The organism is Klenkia marina, assembly GCF_900101025.1.
GTDB lineage: Bacteria > Actinomycetota > Actinomycetes > Mycobacteriales > Geodermatophilaceae > Klenkia > Klenkia marina.
The window spans coordinates 578698-598681 of the sequence record NZ_FMUH01000002.1 but is presented as its reverse complement, the minus strand read 5'-3'; the positions used below and the strand labels follow the sequence as shown (position 1 = coordinate 598681).

General features: G+C 76.2%; 20 protein-coding genes. 7 read left to right on the top strand and 13 right to left on the bottom strand.

Features of this window, described 5'->3' with window-relative positions:
- Window positions 1–3 precede the first annotated feature (3 nt).
- Both BLP29_RS08010 and BLP29_RS08005 read left to right on the top strand, forming a co-directional pair.
- Window positions 4–1569: a sensor histidine kinase gene (locus tag BLP29_RS08010; protein WP_092802138.1), complete on the top strand. Its 1566-nt coding sequence runs from the start codon at window positions 4–6 to the stop codon at window positions 1567–1569.
- 30 nt (window positions 1570–1599) lie between these two features.
- Window positions 1600–1986 (top strand): STAS domain-containing protein, encoded by a 387-nt coding sequence (locus tag BLP29_RS08005; RefSeq protein WP_243469780.1) that lies wholly within the window; start codon window positions 1600–1602, stop codon window positions 1984–1986.
- Between the two features lie 120 nt (window positions 1987–2106).
- Here the strand turns inward: BLP29_RS08005 and BLP29_RS20965 are convergent, their stop codons facing one another.
- Window positions 2107–2283, bottom strand: a complete 177-nt coding sequence (locus BLP29_RS20965; protein ID WP_165839326.1) for a hypothetical protein — start codon at window positions 2281–2283, stop codon at window positions 2107–2109.
- A 209-nt stretch (window positions 2284–2492) separates the two neighbouring features.
- On the opposite strand from BLP29_RS20965, the gene BLP29_RS07995 reads away from it, so the two are divergent.
- Window positions 2493–3938 (top strand): HNH endonuclease signature motif containing protein, encoded by a 1446-nt coding sequence (locus BLP29_RS07995; RefSeq protein WP_243469779.1) that lies wholly within the window; start codon window positions 2493–2495, stop codon window positions 3936–3938.
- Between the two features lie 51 nt (window positions 3939–3989).
- A complete protein-coding gene (locus BLP29_RS07990) occupies window positions 3990–4295 on the top strand; it encodes a hypothetical protein (protein ID WP_092802132.1) in 306 nt (101 codons plus the stop codon).
- Window positions 4296–4335: 40 nt separating this feature from the next.
- Here the strand turns inward: BLP29_RS07990 and BLP29_RS07985 are convergent, their stop codons facing one another.
- The 6 genes from BLP29_RS07985 to BLP29_RS07960 are packed head-to-tail and all read right to left on the bottom strand — an operon-like array spanning window position 4336 to window position 10668.
- Window positions 4336–5640, bottom strand: a complete 1305-nt coding sequence (locus BLP29_RS07985) for a glycosyltransferase (protein ID WP_207798377.1) — start codon at window positions 5638–5640, stop codon at window positions 4336–4338.
- A 10-nt stretch (window positions 5641–5650) separates the two neighbouring features.
- Window positions 5651–6544, bottom strand: coding sequence for a glycosyltransferase family protein (locus BLP29_RS07980; RefSeq protein ID WP_133379086.1), 894 nt, complete (start codon window positions 6542–6544; stop codon window positions 5651–5653).
- Window positions 6545–6600: 56 nt separating this feature from the next.
- The gene (locus tag BLP29_RS07975; RefSeq protein ID WP_092802126.1) at window positions 6601–7614 is read right to left on the bottom strand and encodes a glycosyltransferase; all 1014 of its coding nucleotides are present in this window, start codon (window positions 7612–7614) and stop codon (window positions 6601–6603) included.
- Entirely contained in the window at window positions 7614–8405 is a 792-nt protein-coding gene (locus tag BLP29_RS07970; protein ID WP_092802123.1) for a glycosyltransferase family 2 protein, read from the bottom strand. The genes BLP29_RS07975 and BLP29_RS07970 overlap by 1 nt, the downstream gene beginning before the upstream one ends.
- Complete coding sequence (locus BLP29_RS07965; RefSeq protein ID WP_207798376.1) at window positions 8402–9412, bottom strand: glycosyltransferase; 1011 nt, start codon at window positions 9410–9412, stop codon at window positions 8402–8404. Before BLP29_RS07965 ends, BLP29_RS07970 begins: the two co-directional genes overlap by 4 nt.
- Window positions 9409–10668, bottom strand: coding sequence for a glycosyltransferase (locus tag BLP29_RS07960; protein ID WP_207798375.1), 1260 nt, complete (start codon window positions 10666–10668; stop codon window positions 9409–9411). The genes BLP29_RS07965 and BLP29_RS07960 overlap by 4 nt, the downstream gene beginning before the upstream one ends.
- A gap of 366 nt (window positions 10669–11034) precedes the next feature.
- Here BLP29_RS07960 and BLP29_RS07955 point away from each other — a divergent pair, with 366 nt between their 5' ends.
- A complete protein-coding gene (locus BLP29_RS07955; RefSeq protein WP_092802117.1) occupies window positions 11035–12819 on the top strand; it encodes a hypothetical protein in 1785 nt (594 codons plus the stop codon).
- A 72-nt stretch (window positions 12820–12891) separates the two neighbouring features.
- Here the strand turns inward: BLP29_RS07955 and pcaC are convergent, their stop codons facing one another.
- From pcaC to pcaH, 5 genes are read right to left on the bottom strand one after another with little or no spacing between them, the layout of a single operon-like run.
- Window positions 12892–13308 (bottom strand): 4-carboxymuconolactone decarboxylase, encoded by a 417-nt coding sequence (pcaC, locus tag BLP29_RS07950; RefSeq protein WP_165839325.1) that lies wholly within the window; start codon window positions 13306–13308, stop codon window positions 12892–12894.
- Window positions 13305–14078, bottom strand: a complete 774-nt coding sequence (gene pcaD / locus BLP29_RS07945; protein WP_092802114.1) for a 3-oxoadipate enol-lactonase — start codon at window positions 14076–14078, stop codon at window positions 13305–13307. Before pcaD ends, pcaC begins: the two co-directional genes overlap by 4 nt.
- 9 nt (window positions 14079–14087) lie before the next feature.
- Window positions 14088–15407 (bottom strand): 3-carboxy-cis,cis-muconate cycloisomerase, encoded by a 1320-nt coding sequence (gene pcaB / locus BLP29_RS07940; RefSeq protein ID WP_092802111.1) that lies wholly within the window; start codon window positions 15405–15407, stop codon window positions 14088–14090.
- Window positions 15408–15429: 22 nt separating this feature from the next.
- Window positions 15430–16086: a protocatechuate 3,4-dioxygenase subunit alpha gene (gene pcaG / locus BLP29_RS07935; protein WP_207798374.1), complete on the bottom strand. Its 657-nt coding sequence runs from the start codon at window positions 16084–16086 to the stop codon at window positions 15430–15432.
- A complete protein-coding gene (pcaH, locus tag BLP29_RS07930) occupies window positions 16083–16838 on the bottom strand; it encodes a protocatechuate 3,4-dioxygenase subunit beta (protein WP_092802108.1) in 756 nt (251 codons plus the stop codon). Before pcaH ends, pcaG begins: the two co-directional genes overlap by 4 nt.
- 102 nt (window positions 16839–16940) lie before the next feature.
- Here pcaH and BLP29_RS07925 point away from each other — a divergent pair, with 102 nt between their 5' ends.
- Complete coding sequence (locus BLP29_RS07925) at window positions 16941–17693, top strand: IclR family transcriptional regulator (protein ID WP_243469778.1); 753 nt, start codon at window positions 16941–16943, stop codon at window positions 17691–17693.
- Window positions 17694–17744: 51 nt separating this feature from the next.
- Window positions 17745–18917, top strand: a complete 1173-nt coding sequence (locus BLP29_RS07920; protein ID WP_092803123.1) for a 4-hydroxybenzoate 3-monooxygenase — start codon at window positions 17745–17747, stop codon at window positions 18915–18917.
- Between the two features lies 1 nt (window position 18918).
- On the opposite strand, the gene BLP29_RS07915 is transcribed toward BLP29_RS07920, so the two are convergent.
- Window positions 18919–19983: an ABC-2 transporter permease gene (locus BLP29_RS07915; protein WP_092802102.1), complete on the bottom strand. Its 1065-nt coding sequence runs from the start codon at window positions 19981–19983 to the stop codon at window positions 18919–18921.
- Between the last annotated feature and the right edge of the window lies 1 nt (window position 19984).

The following is a 19984-nucleotide window of genomic DNA, read 5'->3' as shown; positions in this document are numbered from 1 at the left end:
CGCATGAGCACCAGCACCGAGCCCGCAGCCCGACCCGCCCGACGGCGGCTCTCGCTGCGGGCTCGACTGCTGGTGGCCTTCCTGGTGCCCACGCTGCTGCTGCTCGCCGCGGTCGCGTTCGCGTCCACCGCGGTGCTGCGTCACCAACTGCTGCAGCAGCTCGACGACCGGTTGTCCGGCGCCGGCACGCGCACCGAGTCGGTCGTGGGCGGCGACCGGGACGGGGACGAACCACCACCCCCGGACGGCGACTACTTCGCCCCCGGGCAGGGCGAGGGCACCCTGGTGGCCCGGTTCGCCGGCGGCGACTGCCTGTACGCCGGGGTGCTGACCCGCTCGGGCGAGCCGCTGCGCCTGGCCTCGTCGGAGCAGTACGAGCTGGCCGCCGTCCCGGGTGACTGGTCCCCCACGACCGTCGACGTCGGCGGCGGGCTGGGCACCTACCGGGTCGTCGGCGCCACCACACCCGACGGTGACCTGGTGGTCACCGGCCTGCCGATGGACGGCGTCGACGACGCCGTCCGCCAGCTGATCCTGGTCGAGGTGCTGGCCGGGCTGGTCGCCGTCGCGCTCGCCGCGGGGGCGGCCGGGCTGACCATCCGGCGGCAGCTGCGCCCGCTGGACCGGGTGGCCGCCACCGCCACCCGGGTCTCGACGCTGCAGCTGTCGACCGGCGAGGTGCAGCTGGCCGAGCGCGTGCCGTCCGCCGACACCGACCCCGACACCGAGGTGGGCCAGGTGGGCGCGGCCCTCAACACCATGCTCGACCACGTCGAGAGCTCGCTGGCCGCCCGCCAGGCGTCCGAGACCCAGGTGCGGCAGTTCGTCGCCGACGCCAGCCACGAGCTGCGCACCCCGCTGGCCTCGATCCGCGGCTACGCCGAACTGGTGCGCCGCCAGCACAGCGACGTCGAGCCCGAGGTGGGTCACGCCCTGCGCCGGGTCGAGTCCGAGGCCGTGCGCATGTCGGGTCTGGTCGAGGACCTGCTCCTGCTGGCTCGCCTGGACGCCGGCCGCGACCTCACCGTCGAGGAGGTCGACCTGGCCGCGCTGGTGGTCGACACCGTCTCCGACGCCCACGTCGCCGGCCCCGACCACCGCTGGCGGGTCGACCTGCCCGACACCGCGGTGCTGGTGCCCGGCGACGGCGCGCGGTTGCACCAGGTGCTGGCCAACCTGCTCGCCAACGCCCGCACCCACACCCCGGAGGGCACGACCGCGACCGTCACCCTGCGCACCGAGGGCGGCTGGGCGGTGCTGGAGGTCGCCGACGACGGCCCAGGCATCCCGGCTGCGCTGAGGGGGCACGTGTTCGAGCGGTTCGCCCGCGGCGACTCCTCCCGCTCCCGCCAGGCCGGCTCCACCGGGTTGGGGTTGGCCATCGTCAGCGCCGTGGTGGCCGCGCACGGGGGCACCGTGGACGTCACCAGCGAGCCCGGGCGCACCGTCTTCACGGTCCGCCTGCCGCACGCCACGGTCACCGAGCGCGAGCCGGACGGCGAGGCCGACGTCGAGGTCGACGGCGAGGTCGACGGCATCGTCCTCGACGACCGGCCACCGCACGCTTGATCCTCCCGCCACCCGGGTAGGCGGACGATCGTGACGAATCCGACCGATCCGCCGCCGTCCCCGCTGACCGAGGCGCCCCCCGCCCCCGAGGTGACGGTCGAGCCGTCGGGGCCGGAGTCGGTGCGGGTCACCGTGGTCGGCGACTTCACCGCCGAGGCCCGGCGTCCGGTCATCCGGGTGGTCACCGACCTGCTGCTCGGCGAGGACCCGCCCCGGGCGGTCCAGCTGGACCTGCACCGGGTCACGTTCCTGAACTCGGCCGGGTTGTCGACCGTGGTGCAGCTGCACCGCATGCTCGAGGGCCGCGGCGCCGAGCTCGAGCTGGTGGTGGGGACGACGATCGTGGCCCGCCCGCTGCAGCTGTCGGGCCTCTGGCACCGCTTCCACGTCCGCGACGAACGCCCACCCGGCAGCTGACACCCGTTCGTCGTACGGCCCCAGCCGTCGCGTGACGCCCCCGGCCCAGGACCTGCCCGGCAACGGCGCCCGAGCGTCAGCCGACGACTCGGCGCCGAGCCGGTGGGGCAAGGCCCGGCGTCACGGGGCGCCGCTCCCGGAGCGCCGCCGGGCGCGGAGCACCGCGGCGCCGAACCCGACGGCCACCAGCAGGGCGAGCAGCTCCTCGACGGGCCCGACGCTCCCCAGGGAGGCCAGGAGCAGCACCCCCAGCACGAAGGCGACCACGGCAGCCAGCACGGCGACGACGACGTCCACGAACCCGATCCTGCCCCCGGGTCCGGGTCGGACGACGACCCAGCCCTGCACGTCGCGGGTGCGCCCGGCGCACCACGCCGGGTCGAGGGCCGCGTCGTGCGGGCACCCAAGAATGGGCCAACAGCGTTCTGAGCTGGGCTTTCACCTTGCTCGACAGCGCTGTCCGCAGTAGACTTCGAACACCTGATCGAACGGGTGGAGGAGGTCTGGTGGGCGGACTCGACAACACCTCCGCGTTCGACCCCTTCCCCGACACCGGCCTGTTCTCGTCCGGGCCGGTGTCGGTCGCTGCTGAGGCGTGGGCAGCGCTGGACGCCGAGGTCTCGGCCACCAGGGCGGCCGAGGAACGCTCCGGCGAGGAGCGCGCCGCATCCGCCCGTGCGGCCGAGCGGGATGCGGCTCGACAGCTGTCGATGACGGTGCCCGCCGACGTCGTCGAGGCACTGACGGCCGCGCTGGCGGTCGTCGACGCGGAGGTGCCCCTGGGTGGACCCGGCGTGGTCGCACCGACGCTGCTGGCCCGGGTGCGCGGGTTGGCGCAGCTGGCCAACGTCGTCGAGACCGCCCTCGCGCACGCCGTCCGGGCCGCGGAGAACGGCCAGGCCGCCGAGTTCGACGGGCACAAGACCATTCGCGCCTGGTTGCCCGGCCACCTGAAGGTCTCCCCCGCCACCGCGGCCCGCCTGGTCCGCGCCGGGCGCACGTTGGAGCAGCTGCCGACCTGGGACGCCGCAGCCTCCGCCGGCCGGATCACCCCCGACCAGACCGCCACCGTCGCGAAGGTCGCCACTCCGGCCCGCCTGTCCGCGGCCGCCGAGATGGGCGTCGACGCGCGTGGGGCGGACGGCCTGGACGCCACCTTCACCGCGTGCGCCACCGGCGCCGAGGCCGATGCTCTGGGGGCGGTGGTGAAGCGTGCCCTGGACTGGATCGACCCCGACGGCCCCGAACCCGACCCCACCCGCGGACGCGAGCTGCACCTGAACCGCGACACCGGCACCTTCCACGGTCGCCTGGACCCCATCGGGTTCGAGAAGCTGCACACCGCCCTGACCGCCTACCAGCAAGCCGGGCGCATCCAGGACGACCAGCGCAGCCACGCCCACCAGATGGGCGACGCCCTGACCCAGCTCGCCGACAACGCCCTCGCCGCCGCCACCACCCCGGTGCTGCGCGGCAACCGAGCCCACGTCGCCGTCACCATCGACGCAGAGGACCTCCTCGACCCCGACACCGTGACCGACGCGGCCCGGCTGGGCTCCGGGCAGCAGGTGTCCAACGAGACGGCCCGGCACATCGCCTGCGACTCCGCCATCACCCGCGTCCTGTTCGGCGAGGACGGCATGCCGCTCAACATCGGCCGCACCCAACGCCTCGTGCCCGCCCACATCCGCCGCGCCGCCGAAGCCCGCGACGGCGGCTGCGTCTTCGCCGCCTGCACCAACCCCACCTGGTGGTGCGACGCCCACCACGTCGCCGAATGGGTCGCCGACCACGGCGAGACCAGCGTCGAGAACACCGCCCTGCTCTGCGAACGCCACCACACCCAGGTCCACCACGGCTACTCCGTGCGATGGGACCCCGACGACCACCGCTGGCGCACCCACCGCGCCGACGGCACGGAGATCATCACCGGCTACCCGCCGACCGGGTAGCGGGTCCGGACGTCGTGGCGCACGCACGCGGGGGCGAGGCATCATGCGCCCGTGGACGACGAGGGTGTGAGCCGTGCGGGCGGTCGGGTGTCGGCGCCCCGCGTCCGGTGGCTGGCCGGGGCCGTCGTGGCCACCGCCGTCGCGGTCGTCTTCACGACCTGGGGCGACGGTGTCCCGCCCGTGGCGTCGGGGCGGTGGGGCGCCCTGGTCGACAGCGGCCACGCGGGGGCCTGGATCCTGCTCGCGGTCGCGGCCTGGCTGGCGACCGTCACAGGTCGGTGGACCCGGCCGTCGACGGCGTGCGCGGTGGCTGCCCTGGCGCTCTACCTGGTGTTCCTGGGCGCCCTGCTCACCTGACCCCGGACGGGTCAGGGGCGGGGAGTCAGGGGCGGGGCAGTCAGAGCCGGGGCAGGTGGTGGGCGAGGTCGGGGTGCGGGCCGGGCGCCGAGGCCGACATGTCGACCCGGGACTCCCCGAACAGGGTCGACATGTCGACACCCGAGCGGGCGCAGCGCCGCAGCGCGCGGGTCGCCGCCACCTCGACGGCCACCCCGTCGACGTCACCCAGCAGCCGACCGACCCCGCCCGGGCGGACGAGGTCCACGAGCCGGGCCAGCTCGCCGGTCGGCCACAGCAGCGGGCCGGACAGCGCGACCTGGGTGCGGCAACGGGCCAGCACCGCTGCCGGCGGCTCCCCCGCATGCACCCGCGGGTCGCCGTCCAGCAGGTCGGGGTCGACGCCCCAGACCTGCAGGTCCAGGCCGGCCGCGAGCAGTGAGCGGACGCCGAGCACGGTCGCGTCGACGTCCACCCCCGGGGCGAGCCGGGCGACGACGTCGGGGAACCGCCACCAGCCACCCACCCCGCGCGCCGCCGGGTCGGGCAGCAACCGGGCCAGCGACCGGGTCTCGGCGTTCTTCTCCCGCTGCGCGGCGACCGGGTCGTCCCCGCGCAGCCCCCAGTCAGGACCGTCGTGCCAGGCCACCGCCCGCTCGCGGTGCGCCAGCACGGCCCCGGCGGCGAACAGCCGGTGGGCCAGCTCCCAGTCCTCGCCGCCGTAGCCGTCGAAGGTCTCGTCGAAGCCGCCGACCTCCTCGAACAGCGACCGGCCCAGGCCCATCACGGCGCTGATCACGAAGCGGTACGAGCGGTCGTCGGCGTCCAGCAACGACCCGGCCTCCCGCAGCCACGCCGGTTCGGTGAGCTCCTCGGGGGCCGGGCCGCCGGCGAACCAGGCACGCACCCGCTCCGGCGTCCAGCCGGTCAGGTCGGCGTGCCGGCGGCGGCCGGTGACCAGAGCGTCGGGCACCAGGGAAGGCAGCGCCGCCAGCTCCTCGACGTAGGTGGGCGCGGGCACGGTGTCGCCGTCGACGAACAGCAGGACGTCGCCGTCCGCGGCCCGCGCACCCAGGTTGCGCGCCGCGGCGGCCCGGAAACCACGATCCTCCTGACCGACCACGACCACCCCGGCCGGCACCCTCGGCGGCTCGGGCGACCCGTCGTCGGCGACCACCACCTGCAACCGGGTGGCGGGGTGGGTCTGCGCGGCCAGGCCGGCCAGCACCAGGTCCAGCTGCCCCTGGGCGCGGTAGTACGGGACCACCACGCTCACGGTCGGCGGCGACGCGGGCCGGGCGTCGTCCAGGTCCGACCAGTCGTTGCCGCGCACCACGTACCGGCCGGGCTCGCCGAGCACCGTCACGAGGGCACCGTCACGACGCCGCCGTCGCCCAGACGACCCGGTGCGCGGCGACCGTCTCGGCCATCGTGGGGCCGGTCGGGGTGCCCGGCGCCAGCCAGGTCAGCGACGGGTCGGCCACGGCGGCGGCCAGCGCGGGGGCCAGGTCGTCGTAGAGCCACAGGGCGCCGGGGCAGCGGGACGCCACCTCGCGCGTGTAGGCCACGTCGGGCACCAGCGGACGGCGTCCGGCGGCCAGCCACGAGCCGATCGAGCCCGACGCGGACACGTGCCGGTGCGGGGCCAGCGGTACCGACGCCGCACGCAGCCGGGACGGCAGCTCGTCGTCGGGCACGTAGCCGGTGACGGTGAGCGGGCCGAGGGCGGCGAGCTCGGCCAGCAGGTCGTCGTGACCGTCCGACGCGCGGCCCAGCGCGGTGAGGCCCACCCCGGCGGGGAGCGCCCGCAGCGCCTCGGCGTGCCCCTTGCCCGGGTACACGAAGCCCAGCACCACCACCTGCCCGTCGGGCGGGGGCACCGGTCCCGGGGGCAGCGGCTGCACCGGCAGCGGGACCACGTGCGGCGCGACGTCGGCGAAGGCACGCAGCCGGGCCGCCTCGTGGTGGCTGCTCACCACCACCGCCACCGCCGCGTCCACCACGGCGGCGTAGGCCCGGGCGCGGCGTTGCTGGAGCACCGAGCCGTCGTCGGGCGGGACGTCGTGCAGGGTGACCACGAGCGGCCGGTCCAGGCCCCGGGCCAGCTCGGTGAACGCCGCGGCCGACGTCTCGGCGGTGGGGCCGAACAGCCGGTCGGTGTAGTGCACGTGCAGCAGGTCGGGCGCGGCTGCGTCGCCGGCGGCCAGGGCCAGCTCACGGGCGCACCGGGTGACCCCGTGCTCGGGCGGCCCGACGACGAGGTGCCCCACGGCCGGCTCCCCGGCGGCGCGGGGCCCGCCAGCGGGGCGCGCCGAGGGTTCGGCCGTCACGAGGGCGTGCCGTCGGCGGCCACCCGGCTGTAGACGTGGTCGTGCACCCGGCGCAGGTGGGCCCGCTGCTCGCTGCGCCAGGCCGGTTCGGCCCTGGCCGGCCAGGGCCGGGTGACCGCGACCAGCACCGCGGCGGTGAGGGACCCGGCGTCCAGACCCCGCACCTCGTCGTTGCCGTAGAGGACGACGTCGTCCCACTGGTCGGCGTAGTGGCCGCAGGTGGGGGCGACCACCCGGGTGCCGACGTCGCGGCAGGCCTCGAGCCAGCCCGAGTGGGTGCCGAACCGGTGCGGCAGCACCGAGACCGCCAGCGTCTGCAGGTAGGCGGTGAGCTCTGCGTCGTCGTAGCGGGGGTGCACCACCAGCTCGTACTCCCCCGCCTGCGCGCCCTCCCGCAGCCCGGGCACCCGTGCGTCGAGGTCGACGTCGTCGTGCACGTCGACCCGCAGCCGCCCGCCGCCGGACACCGCGCCCGACGCCGCCGCGCGGACGACGTCCAGCGGGTCGAGCAGGTTGGTGCGCAGCGACTTCAGGTGGACGCCGACCAGGCGGGGCTCGCGGCCGACGTCCGGCAGCGGGGTGACCAGGCCCGGGTGCGGGACGACGATGCAGGAGCGGGAGAACCGCTCGGCGATCTCGTCGGCGGCGCCCTCGGTCAGCGTCAGCACGACCTCGGCGGCACCCAGCAGCGCGGCCAGGTGCCGGTCGTGCCGCTCGCGGGTGGAGTGGTGCGGGTTGCGCAGGTCGTGGACGGTCACCACGAGGCCCACGCCGCTGCGGCGCACCGCCTCGGTCCAGGCGAGCATCTCGTCGGGCGTCAGGCCGTCGAAGCCGAAGTGCAGGTGCACGACGTCGACCTCGTGGGCGTGCGCGGTGAGGTAACCGGCATCCAGCCAGGGGCTCGGCGCCCAGGGGTTGTCCGGCGGAGGCGGCGGACCGACCCGCTCGACCCCGGCGGGCAGCACGGCGTCGAGGTAGGGGTGCGTGTGCGGCACCGTGACCACGCGCATCAGGCGGCCACCCAGCCGTCGCCGGCGCGGCGCACCAGGCCGCGCTCCTCGAACGCCGTCAGCCAGCCCTGCATGGGCCACCAGCCCCAGCGCCGGGCGAACACCGCGCCGTTGACCAGCACGTCGTCCAGGTGCTCGACCGGGGGCCGGGACACCGGGTGGTGCTGGTGGAACGCGGCCGCACCACCCACCCAGCGCAGCGGGACGCCGGCGGCGTGCGCGGTCTCGGCGAAGTCGGTGTCCTCGCCGCCGTAGCCGGCGTACTCCTCGCAGAAGCCGCCCAGCGCGGCCCAGGTGGGGGCGGTGACCGAGAAGGACAGCGACCAGAACAGGCGGTGGTCGGTCGCCGGCACGACCTCGCCGTCGGGCGGCGCGGGCCGGGCAGGGTGCGGGTCAGCCAGGGTGGGCAGGGTCGCCAGGTCGTAGTCGTCGGCCGGCGGCAGGTAGCTCACGGGTCCCGAGTCCAGCACACCGTCCTGGGCGGCCGCTGCGTACCGCTCGACCAGGGTCGGCCCGGGGATGCAGTCGACGTCGAGGAACACCAGCAGCTGCGCACCGGCGGCGACGGCGACGGCCGCGCCGGCGTTGCGGGCCCCGGCCAGCGGCAACCGGGGCCCGGCGGGCAGGTCGACCACCCGGGCGCGATCACCGACGACCGCCGCCACCCCGGCGTCGCCCATCGCCACCACCACGTGGTCGTCGGCGGGGCGGGTCTGGGCGGCGAGGCCGGCGAGCTGGCGGGCGAGGTGGGCGTGCCGGCCGTGCACGACGGTGACGACCGCCGTCCTCACTGCGAGGACACCGGGGAGGACACCGCGCCGGCCACGGCACGGATCTCGGCCGCCGCCCGCTGCGCGGCGTCGCCCGGGGACCACCGGGCCCAGCCGTCGCCGCCCAGGGCACGCGCCTGGTCGAGCAGGCGGGGCCAGGCCGCGGCGTCGGGCCAGCGGGGCAGGCCGACCGCGACCCCCGAGCGGTGCAGTGCCTCGGTCGTGCGGTGCTGCTCGCGGAAGGGGCGGTCCTGGGCGACGACCACGGCCGGACGGCGGGCCGCGGCCACCTCGGCCAGCGCGTTCTGCCCGGCGTGGGTGACCACCACGTCGGCCGCCGAGAGCACCGGCCACGGGTCGGCCGTCCACTCGCCCGGGCCGCCGAGCACCGTCCAGGACAGGCCCGGCGTGACCGCGCGCAGGGCGTCGACGTCGGCGGCAGTCACGGCGCTGCCCCCGCCGCCGGCCAGCAGCACGGCGGTGCCCGGCGCGGGGTCGGCGGGGGGACGGCCGTCGAAGCGGGAGACGGCGCCGACGTGCACGACGCGGTCGCCCTGGTCGGCCAGCCAGGGCGGGTCGAGGACGTCGCGGGGCCAGAAGGCCAGCACGCGGTCGGCCACGGTGTAGCCGGTGGTGTGCGGGGCGTCGGTGCGGTCACCGGGCATCGCGGTGACCACCACGGGGACGCCCATCAGCCGCAGGAAGACGCTGACCTCGACCGACACGTCGACCACCACCGCCGCGGGGCGCGCCTCGTCGACCCAGGCGGCCAGCCGGGCCATGCGCTCGCGCATGCCGTCGTGCCCGCGGGGCGCCCAGTGCAGGGCGCCGCCGGCGGTGACCTCCTCGACCGGGTGCGCGGCGTCGTCGGCCAGCGGCACCCACGCGGCGAACGGGCCGCCGGGGTCGGGCAGGGAGGACAGGCCGGTGACCGGGTGGTCCAGGACGGCGGCCACCGCGGCGGCCCGGTGCAGGTGCCCCCGGCCCTGGTGGTGCACGTACCAGCCGATCACGGCCGCCTCCCTCACGCAGTCGCCACCGCGGCGGCCGCCAGCGAGCCGTACACGCGTTCGTAGCGGTCGACCATCGTCTCCACCGAGCAGTGTGCGCGCGCCCGCTCGCGGGCGTCGGCGCGCGAGAGCTGCTCGGCCTCGGGGATCGCCGCGGCCAGGGCGGCGACGTCGCCGGGGGGCACGAGCCGCCCGCAGGCCGGGGTGAGCACCTCGGGGATGCCGCCGCGGGAGAAGGCCACCACCGGGGTGCCGCAGGCCAGCGCCTCGGCGACCACCAGGCCGAAGGGCTCGTCCCAGCACGGGGTCACCAGCGCCACCGACGCCCGGCCCACCGCACGGGCGAGCTCGGGGTGGTCGAGGTGGCCCAGGTGGGTCACCCCGCGACCCAGGAACGGCGCGATGGTGCGGTCGAAGTACTCGCGGTCGACGACCGGCCCGGCGATCTGCAGCTCGCGCCCGGCGGCCAGCGCCGCCTGCACGGCCAGGTGCGTGCCCTTCTCCGGGACGATGCGCCCGGACCAGATGAGCGGACCGCCACCCGGGCCGGCCACCCATCGGGAGAGGTCGACGCCGTTGGGCACCACGCCGACCTGCTGGCGCACCCCGCGTGAGCTGCGCCAGGCCGCTGCGGTGTGCTCGCTGACGGCCACCAGGTGCACCGGGGTGGGGCCGCCGCTCTGCAGCGCAGACTCCATCCAGGGCGTGGGCGGGCAGTGCAGCGTCGAGACCATCGGCACCTGCAGCGCCGGGGCCATGGCCAGCGGCAGGTAGTGCAGGGCGTGGTTGTGCACGAGGTCGAAGTCCAGCGCCCGCCGGCCGGTCAGCTCGAGCATCAGCGCCAAGTAGGCGTGGTGGTCCTCGAGGAACACCTCCGGGGCCATGCTCACGTCCGCGCGTGCGGCCGGGCTGATCTCCACGCGCCGCACCGGCAGCCGCTCGACCGGCAGGTCGGGGTCCGAACCGGGGGCGGCGAACAGGGTGACGTCGTGGCCACGGGCGGCCAGGGAGCGGGTGAGCTGCCAGACGTGGGACTCGAGACCACCGGCGAAGGGCTCGGCGATCGGGAACCGGCTGGAGGCGATCAGCGCGATGCGCAGCCGGCGCCCGGTGTCGAGCACGTGGTCGGGGCGCACGCCGTCGGGCCGCGAACCGTCGGGGCGCACCGCGTCGGACCGCACGGCGTCGGTGCGGGACGGGACGGCCCGCAGGCGGCCCCGCCGGGGAGCCGGGGCCGCGTGGGTGCGGTTGGGCGGTGCGGTGTTCTCGGGCACGGGCGCGCGGCACCTCCTGGCAGCGGGCACCCCGCGACACGACGGGCGTCGAGCGGGGCAGGATCGGCGGCCCCACCCCGCTTCATGAGGTGTCACCACGGAGCCCCGGCACGACGACCGGCGCCCGGGCCACGTGGACCGAACTGTGGACGATCTTCACAGACCCCCCGCCCCCCCGCACCTCGACCAGGCCCCCCGGTGCGGCAGGTCACTCTCCCCTTCCGCTGCGTAACCGTCGTTTCCGCCGGGGGGGCTCGCCGGTACGGGTGATCGTCAGCAGGCGCGGAAACGGTCGGACCCGTTACCTTCGGCCTCCGGAGAGCCGACCGGGGCAGCCTGCCCTCGGTCGACCGACGAGGAGGGCACGTGACCGAGCGCGGCGACGGCAGGGCTCCCGGCAACGGGGCAGGCAACGGGGCAGGGTGGCCCGGCCAGTGGCAGAACCCCCAGCAGGGCCAGCAGCAGAGCCAGCAACCCGGCCAGCAACCCGGCCAGCAGCCCGGACAGCAGTCCGGTCCGTCGTCCCCTCCGTGGCAGGGTGCGCCCCCCACCCCCCAGCAGGGCCCGCAGCAGGGCCGGCCGCCGGTCCCGCCCCCGTCCGGGCCGCAGCCGGGGCAGCAGGCCGGCTGGGATGGCCGGTACCCGACCCAGCAGTTCGGCGCCGTGCCGCCGCAGCACCCTCAGCAGGGCTCCCCGCAGGGTCCCCAGCAGGGCGCCCCGCAGGGCCAGCAGCAGCCGGCCGGGGCCTGGAACCCGGCCGGCGGCCCGGCCCCGTGGTCTGTGCAGCCGCGTCCCCGCAGCAAGCGCAAGCCGCTGATCATCGGCGCCGCGGCGCTGCTCGTGGTGGCCCTGGTCGCCGGCGGCCTGTGGTTCTTCCTGCTGCGCGGCGGCGACTTCACCTACGCCGGGCGCACCGTGGCCGAGCCGGAGAAGGTGCTCGACGACGCCGAGGGGAAGTTCGCCTCGTACGCCGAGTCCCGCGGCGGCGCGACGAACGACGACAGCGCGTGCTGGTTCAGCTACCGCAACGCCGACACGACCGACGTCCAGGACGACCTGGTCTGCGGTCCGGTGCTGTTCGTCGACGGCGACCCGAGCGCCGCCTACCTGCTCTTCCCGATGGCCCCGTCCGACGGCGACGGCGACGTCACCTTCGACGTGTCCGACGAGCCCACCGACCCCGAGCCGCAGGCCGTGACCGATCCCGACCTGCTGGCCCGCCCCGACGGCGGCGGCCCGCCCGACGGCAGCGGTGGCCTCGAGGTGCCCCAGCCGCCGCGGGCCGACGCCGGGTTCACCGCCGACGGCCCCTTCGACGACGTCGACCTGAGCGCCCCCGACGGCCTGGCCACGCTGTCCGGCGGTTCGGCCCGCGTGACCGTCACCGGGCTCGGCGAGGCTGACCGGATCGGCACCGGGGACGACGCCCGCCGGCCCGCCGAGGGCGAGGTCTTCCGGGTGTTCAGCTACACCGTCGACCGCGGCGAGGGCTACAGCAACGACGCCCCGTCCCTGTCCTACACCGTCGACGGCGGCGACGAGGTCGACGTCGACCCCTCGCTGGTCACCCCCGGCGCCACGGTCGAGGGCCTGATCTCGGCACCCGAGGACGCCGACGTCGAGCTGGTCGTGGTCGACGGCGAGAACACCCAGACGCTGTCGCTGGTCGACGGCTCGCCCGGCGCGGACAACCTGCAGATCACCACCCGCACCAGCCGGACCGCCGACGCGATCGCCCCGCAGCAGATCCCCGGGGTCATCAGCGCGCCGGGCCGGGTGACCACGCCGTTCACCTTCACGGTGACCGTCCAGGAGGCGTCGCTGAGCTGGTTCGCCGGCACGAACGTGACCGCGCGGCCCTCCGGGCCCGACCGGGCCTTCCTGGTCATCGACACCGACCTGGTGGCCGACGGGCTCAGCGCGGGCGAGGCCCCCTCGGAGTACTTCACGCTGACCCTGCCCGACGGCACCGTCGTCCCGGCGCAGGACATCGTGCCCGACCCGAGCCTGGTGGGCACCGCGTTCGACGTCCCGGCGGACTTCACCACCGGCACGATCACCTTCGGCGGGGTGTTCACCTACCCCGACACGGCGACCGTGGACTTCCAGCCCAACACCGTGTCCTTCGCGGTCAGCATCCCGGCCGACTGAGGAAGGACCCGGCTGCCCCCCACGACGCACTGCGTGCGCCACGGGGCCCTGCAGCCGGGCCGTTCCGGCACGTCACGTCCGGAGCTCGGCCAGGATGGGCTTGGCGACGGCGAGGGCGTGGTTGGCGGCCGGCACTCCGGCGTAGACCGCGGTGTGCAGGCACACCTCGGCGATCTCGTCGTCGGTGAGCCCGTTGTGCACCGCGGCCTTGACGTGCAGCGCGAACTCGTCCCAGTGCCGCAGCGAGGCGGTGATCGCCAGGGTGAGCATCGAGCGGGTGCGCCGGTCCAGGCCGGGCCGCTGCCACAGGTCGCCCCAGGCGACGCGGGTGATGAAGTCCTGGAAGTCGGCGGTCAGCGGGGTCACCGCGGCCACCGCTCGGTCGACGTGGGCGTCGCCCAGCACCTCCCGCCGGGTGCGCATGCCGGCGGCGCGGCGCTCGTCGTCCGTGCTCGGGGTCGAGGCCGGGGTCGAGGTCGGCTCGGTCACCGGATGCCGCCCAGGTGGGCCAGCAGCGCGGCGGTGACGTGCTCGGGCTGCTCGACGTTGGCGATGTGCGCGGCGGGGCTGAGGGTGAGCAGCGCCGCGCCGCGGATGCCGGCGGCGATGGCCCCCTGGTGCTCGGGCGGCAGCGCGGGGTCGTCGGCGCCGCTGATCACCAGGGTGGGCGCGGTGATCGCGTCGAGCTGGTCGCGCAGGTCGAGCGCGCCGACGGCGGCGCAGCAGCCCGCGTAGCCCTCGTCGTCGCAGGCGGCGATCGTCTCCCGCATGCGGGCCACCAGGTCGGGGTGCGCCTCGGCGAAGGCGGGGGTGAACCAGCGGCCGACCACGGCCTCGGCCAGGGCGCCGGTGCCCTGGCTGCGGGCGGTGGCGGCGCGGTCACGCCACGCGTCGGGGTTGCCGGGGTGCGCCGAGCTGCACAGCACGACGAGCCGGTCGACCCGCTCGGGGTTGCGCGCGGCGAGCCGCAGGCCGGTCATGCCGCCGATGGACAGGCCCACGACGTGCGCCCGGCCGATGCGCAGCCGGTCGAGCAGGGCGAGCACGTCGTCGGCGAGGTCGTCGATGGTCGAGTCCCCCTGCGCGGCCGGTGAGCGACCGTGGCCGCGGGTGTCGTAGCGGACCACCCGGAAGCGCTCGGCCAGCGCGGCCACCTGCGGGTCCCACATCTCCAGGGTCGCGCCGAGGGAGTTGGACAGGACGACGACCGGGGCACCCTCGGGCCCGGTCACCTCGTGGTGGACGTCGATCACGGACATCGGGTCTCCTCAGCTGCGGGTGATGGTGTGCGCGGCGAGCGCGGCGTCGACCTGGGCGGCGGCCTCGCCGGTGTCGGGAGCGGCGCCGGCCAGCAGGGTGCCGGCGTCGACGTCGGTGCGCTCGCCGACCAGGTCGGCGAGCGGGCGGCCCTCGCGGGCGGCCTGGCGCACCGCGTCGGCGGCGGCGTCGTGGGCCGGGCCGCGCCCCAGGGCCGGGGTGAGCGCCTCGGCCAGCGCGCCCGCCAGCTGCGCGCCCGAGGCGGCGTCGACCACGGCGGCGGCCCGGACGGGGTCGAACCGCAGCCCGCCCAGGCAGTCGGCCAGCCAGGCCGCGGCCGACCCGACGGTGGACAGCAGCGCCGAGAGGGTGGGCCACTCGCTGTGCCAGGCCCCGGCCGAGCGCTCGTGCTCCTGCTCCATGGCGGCGAACAGCGTGCCGACCAGCCCGGGGGCGCGGCGGGCGCAGGCCCGGGCGGAGATCGCCGCGACGGGGTTCCGCTTGTGCGGCATCGCCGACGACCCGCCCCGCCCCTCCCCCGACTCGGCGGCCTCGGCCACCTCGGTCTGCGCGAGCAGGACGACGTCGAGCGCGACCGTGGCGACCACCCCGGCCGCGGCGCCCAGGGCCCCGGCGAGGTCGGCGACCGGCAGCCGGGTGGTGAACCACGGGACGGCGGTGGTGGTGAGCCCCAGCTCGTCGGCCAGCGCCGCCCGGACGTCGACGCCCGACCCCGAGCTGGCCGCCAGCGTGCCGACCGCTCCGCCGTACTGCACGGGCAGCGACGCGTCGACCGCAGCCAGCCGGGTGCGGGCACCGTCGAGGCCGGCCAGCCAGCCGGCGACCTTGAGCCCGAGGGTGGTGGGCAACGCCTGCTGCATCAGCGTGCGACCGATGACCGGGTCGTCGCGGTGCTCGGCGGCCAGCCGGGCGCAGGCGTCGGCGGCCGCGGCGAGGTCGGCGTCGATCGCGGCGACGGCCCGGCGGGCGAGCAGCACCATCGCCGAGTCCACGACGTCCTGGCTGGTGGCACCCACGTGCACCGCGGCGGCGGCGTGCGGCCCGACGGCGTCGGTGAGCACCCGCACCAGCGGCGGCACCGGGTTGCCGGCGTCGGCCGCCCGGGCGACCACGGCGGCGACGTCCAGCGCCCCCGGCTGGGCCGCGACCCGCGTGACCTCGTCGGCGGCCGTGGTGGCGACCAGCCCGCAGCGGGCCGCGGCGCGGGCCAGCCCGGCCTCGACGTCGAGCATCGCCTGCAGCCAGGCGCCGTCGGAGACCGCGGCGGCGGCACCCCCGCGCGCGAAGGTGCCGTCCCAGAGTCCCGTCACGTGCCCATCCTCACAGCCGGTCTCAGACCGCGAAGAAGACGGTCTCGTCCGCACCCTGCAGGTGGATGTCGAGCCGGTAGCCGTCGTCGGTGGGCCGGGCGACCAGGGTGGCCCGCTGCTGCTCGGTGAGCCCGGACAGCACGGGGTCGGCGGCGTTGGCCTCGGCCTCGTCGGCGAAGTACACGCGGGTGACGACCCGGTCGAGCAGGCCGCGGGCGAACACCGAGAGGTCCACGTGCGGCGCCTGCCACCCGCCCTCGCCGTCGGGCACGGCGCCGGGCTTCAGCGTGCGGATCGCGTACTCCCCGCCGGGGGTGGCCGAGCGGCCGAACCCGCGGAACCCGGCGGTGGACGACGACCCGCGCGGGTCGTCGGGGTGGGCGAAGCGTCCGGCGGGGTCGGCCTGCCAGCTCTCGACCATCCCGTCGGGGACGACGTCGCCGTTGCCGTCGCGCACGGTGCCCCGCAGCCAGATCTCCCCCGTCGTGCCCGGGGCGACCGCGTCGGCGCCGTCGGGCCAGGTCAGCCCGATGGCCAGGTACGGGCCGACGGTGGCGCTGGGGGTGGTCGGCAGGCGGTGCGGGCCGTCGAGGAAGCCGCTGCCCCGTCGGGGCGTGCCCGGACGCCGGTCGTTCGTGCCGTCGGCGTCGCGGACCAGGGGGGACACGTGCTCGCTCACGCGACATCTCCGTCGTCGTCGGTCTCGAACGGGGTCTGGTCGGCACCGCGCAGCACGATGTCCCAGCGGAACCCGAGCGCCCAGTCGGGCTGGGTGCGGTCGAGGTCGAAGGTGGCGACCGCGCGGTGCCGGGCGGCCGGCGGGATCGCGTTGAAGATCGGGTCCTGGCCGAACAGCGGGTCGTCCGGGAAGTACATCTGGGTCACCACGCGCTGGGTGAACGCCCGCCCGAACAGCGAGAAGTGGATGTGCGCGGGCCGCCAGGCGTTGTGGTGGTTGCCCCACGGGTAGGCGCCGGGCTTGATCGTCGTGAACTCGTAGCGCCCCAGCTCGTCGGTGACCACCCGGCCCAGGCCGTCGAAGTGCGGGTCCAGCGGGGCCGGCCAGTTGTCCACCACGTGCCGGTAGCGACCGGCGGCGTTGGCCTGCCAGACCTCCACGAGGGCCCCGGGCACCGGGCGGCCGTCGCTGTCGAGCACGCGGCCGAACACGTTGATCCGCTGGCCCTGCGCCTCGCCGCCGGCGCGCAGCGTGAGGTCGGCGTCGCCGGGGGCCACCCGGTCCTCGCCCAGCACCGGCCCGGTGATCTCCGTGAGCCGGTGCGGCAGGTCGACCGGGGTGCGCAGCGGGGCGCGCAGGCCGGTCGAGCGGTAGTCGGGGAAGGCGACGGGGGTGCGGGCGCCGGCGTCCTCCCGCACGTAGCGGGGCAGGGCGAGACGGCCCCCGTCACCCGAGGATGTGGTCCCGGTCATGTCCCGGAACGTACGGCGCGGCACGGTTCTCTGGCACCCTGTGCTTCCCGCTGGGTGGAAGGAGGCTGCGTGGCCGGAGGCGGCGCACACCCCGGACGATCGGTGACGTCCCGAGCCCTGCGGGTGCTCGACGCGTTCGACGCCGACCACCCGCGCCTCACGCTGTCCGAGATCGCCGAGCGCAGCGGCATGCCGCTCACCACCGCGCACCGGTTGCTCGCGGAGCTGAGCGCCTGGGGCGCCCTGGTGCGGCGCCCGGACGGGCGCTACGTGGTGGGCCGGCGACTGTGGGACCTCGGGCTGCTCGCGCCGGTGCAGGCCGAGCTGCGCCAGGTGGCCAGCCCGTTCCTGCTGGACGTGCACACCGCCACGCGCGACACCGTCCACCTGGCCGTGCGCGACGGCCTCGACGCGCTCTACGTCGACCGGGTGTCCGGGCGCGAGTCGGTGCCGGTGGTCAGCCAGGTGGGCAGCCGGCTGCCGCTGCACGCGGTCGGCGTCGGCAAGGTGCTGCTGGCCGCCGCCCCGCCCGAGGTGGTCGAGGACGTCCTCCGCGCCCCGTCCCGGCAGACGCGGCACACGATCGTCGACCCCGTCCGGCTGGCCCGGGAGCTGGCCGAGGTGCGCCGGTCGGGCGCGGCCCGGACGTCGGAGGAGATGTCCCTGGGCGCCGCCTCGGTCGCGGTACCGGTGGTGGTCGCCCGGGGCGGCGCCCCGACCGTGGTGGCCGCGGCGCTGGGCATCGTCGTCCCGACGCACCGGGCCGAGCGCGACCTTCCCCGCCTCGTGCCGGTGCTCCAGGTGGCCGCCCGCGGCATCGCCCGCGAACTGGCCCGCACCGACGAATTCCGCTGAACGGGAGCCACCCCTCGCTGGCCCGACGTCACCGTGGTCACACTCGGCGGCGTGCGTACTCAGGTGGGGATCATCGGGGCCGGGCCGGCCGGGCTGCTGCTGTCGCGGATGCTCGCAGTGCAGGGCATCGAGTCGGTCGTGCTGGAGAACCGCTCGCGCGACTACGTCGAGGCGCGCATCCGGGCCGGGATCCTCGAGCAGCACACGGTGAACACGCTGCGCGAGGTCGGCATGGGCGCCCGGCTCGACCGCGAGGGCCTCGAGCACGACGGCATCTACCTGCAGTACCCGGGCACCCGGCACAAGCTGGACTTCCCCGAGCTGTGCGGGCGCAACGTGTGGATCTACGGCCAGTCCGAGGTCGTGAAGGACCTCATCGCCGCCCAGCTCGACGACGGCCCGCCCCTGCTGTTCGAGGTCTCCGACGTGCAGCCCCGCGACGTCGACACCGACTCCCCCTCGATCGCCTTCACCGACGCCGACGGCGTGGCCCAGGTGCTCGAGTGCGACGTCGTCGCGGGCACCGACGGCTTCCACGGCGTCTCCCGGCCGATCGTCACCGCGGCCACCCAGGGCACGGTGTGGGAGCGCACCTACCCCTTCGCGTGGCTGGGCATCCTGGCCGACGTCGCGCCCAGCACCGACGACCTGATCTACGCCTGGCACCCCGACGGCTTCGCGATGCACTCGATGCGCTCGCCGAGCGTCTCGCGGCTCTACATCCAGGTCGACCCCACCGAGAAGATCGAGGACTGGTCCGACGACCGCATCTGGGAGGCCCTGGCCACCCGCATGGCGCTGCCGGGCTGGGAGCTGCAGACCGGCCCGGTGACCGAGAAGTCGATCCTGCCGATGCGCTCGTTCGTGTCCTCGCCGATGCGGCACGGCCGGCTGTTCCTGGCCGGCGACGCCGCGCACATCGTGCCGCCCACCGGCGCCAAGGGCCTGAACCTCGCGGTCGCCGACGTGACGCTGCTGGCCCAGGCCCTGGTGCGGCTGCTCGCGGAGAAGGAGACCGACCTGGTCGACGCCTACTCCGACAAGGCGCTGGCCCGGGTCTGGCGGTGCACGCACTTCTCGTGGTGGATGACCTCGATGCTGCACACCCACGGCGACGACTTCGACGCCCAGCTCCAGCTCTCGCAGCTGCAGCGGGTGTGCAGCTCGGAGGCCGCGGCGCGCGAGCTGGCCGAGATGTACACCGGCCTGCCCGTCGCGCTGTAAGTCAGACCCGGACGTCGACGGTCTCGACGGGCTCCGGTTCGGCGGCCGTGACGCGGCCCGAGCCGACCAGCGTGGCCAGCACCCCGACCACCGCGTAGGCGGCCAGCACCCAGCAGGCCTGGGCCACCCCGGCGCCGCTGAAGTAGACGATGCCGCGCACCGCGCCGGTGCCGGCGCCCGGCGGCAGCCAGGGGCCGATGGCCGACCAGAACGGCGGCAGCAGGGGTGCGGGGTAGGCACCGCCGGCGCTGGGGTTGCCCAGGATCACGAACAGCACGATGGCCAGCCCGATGCCGACCAGGCCGGTCCAGACCTGGAGCGCCATGGTGAATGCGCCGACGGCGAAGACCAGCAGCGCGCCGAACGCCGTGAGCGCGAGGGGGTGCCCGCCGTCGAGCGCGCCGAGCACCGGCCCGGCGACGATCGCGCCGCCCAGGCCGCTGACCAGCGAGTAGACCCCGAGCGCGCCGAGCCGGGTGGCGCCTCGGCCGCGGGTGAGCGGTCGCGACCCGGCGCTGATGCCGATGATCGAGGCCACCAGGTAGCCGCCGACCACCCACCCGACGGCCAGGTAGAACGCCGACAGGCCACGGGCGTCGCCGTCCCCGGCCGGGATGGTGTCGGTGGTGGTGAGCGTGCGCTGCTGGGCGCCCTCGACCTGGGTGAGCACCTGCTCCAGCGCGCTGGTCACCGCGCCCCCCTCGGCGCCGGCCACCAGCAGGGCGTCCTCGGTGCCGGAGCCGACCAGCAGCACGCCGTCGACGTCGCGGTCGCCCAGCGCCTGCCGGGCGGCGTCCTCGGTGTCGTAGGCGGTGGCGTCGACCGGGCCGCCGGGCAACCCGTCGAGCTGGGCCACCAGCGAGTCGGCCGTGCCGGCGGGCGCCCCGGCGGGGGCGACCACGGCCAGCGGGACGTCGCGGGGGGTGGGCGAGTGGAACGCGCCCACGTAGCTGAGCACGAAGCCCAGCTGCAGCAGCAGGACACCGACCACCAGGACGGCGGCCCGGCGGGTCACCCCCGGCAGCAGCTCCCGGCGGGGCGCCTCGTGCAGTCCGTGCTGGCTCATC

Bases quoted from the DNA above. Each gene is read 5' to 3' on its own strand.
- BLP29_RS08010 (WP_092802138.1), top strand. From the start codon at position 4: ATGAGCACCAGCACCGAGCCCGCAGCCCGACCCGCCCGACGGCGGCTC.
- BLP29_RS07975 (WP_092802126.1), bottom strand. From the start codon at position 7,614: ATGCGCGTGGTCACGGTGCCGCACACGCACCCCTACCTCGACGCCGTG.
- pcaD (WP_092802114.1), bottom strand. From the start codon at position 14,078: ATGTCCGTGATCGACGTCCACCACGAGGTGACCGGGCCCGAGGGTGCC.
- pcaH (WP_092802108.1), bottom strand. From the start codon at position 16,838: ATGACCGGGACCACATCCTCGGGTGACGGGGGCCGTCTCGCCCTGCCC.
- BLP29_RS07915 (WP_092802102.1), bottom strand. From the start codon at position 19,983: ATGAGCCAGCACGGACTGCACGAGGCGCCCCGCCGGGAGCTGCTGCCG.